Source organism: Kitasatospora sp. LaBMicrA B282, from assembly GCF_050325825.1.
Taxonomy (GTDB): domain Bacteria; phylum Actinomycetota; class Actinomycetes; order Streptomycetales; family Streptomycetaceae; genus Kitasatospora.
This window is the reverse complement of the sequence record NZ_JBNQTI010000401.1, coordinates 1-508: the sequence shown is the minus strand read 5'-3', so window position 1 is coordinate 508 and position 508 is coordinate 1. Positions and strand designations below refer to the sequence as shown.

The window sequence follows — 508 nt, the reverse complement described above, 5'->3', positions numbered from 1 at the left end:
CACGGCTGCCGGTCACGGTCGACTCGGCCGACGGGCGGCAGGTGACCGTGCGCGAGGCGCGCCGGATCGTACCGCTGTCCGGCAGCCTCAGCGAGATCGTGTTCACCCTCGGGCTGGGCGGGCGGGTCGTGGCGCGGGACATCACCGCCACCTTCCAGCAGGCGGCGAAGCTCCCGGTCGTCACCCGCAACCACGACGTCTCCGCCGAGAGCGTGCTCTCCCTCAAGCCCGATCTGGTCATCGCCGAGACGACGTCCGGCCCCGCCGAGGCCGTCGACCAGATCCGCGCGGCCGGGGTCCCGGTGCTCGTCGTCGCCCCGGCCAAGGGCCTGTCCGATGTGGGCCCGCGCATCGAGACGGTGGCCCGCGCGCTGGGCGTCCCGGGCGCGGGCAAGGAGCTGGCCCGGCGTTCGCAGGCGCGGATCGCCGCCGTGCGCAAGGAGGTTCCGGCGCACAAGGACAAGCCCCGGGTCGCGTTCCTCTATCTGCGCGGCTCGGCCTCCGTCTA

1 protein-coding gene is annotated in these 508 nt (G+C 74.2%); it reads left to right on the top strand.

Going from position 1 to position 508, the window contains the following annotated elements; all coding sequences use genetic code 11:
- Window positions 1-508 (top strand): heme/hemin ABC transporter substrate-binding protein (locus tag ACQRUO_RS39665; RefSeq protein ID WP_428321030.1); only part of this gene is annotated, 508 nt, incomplete at both ends.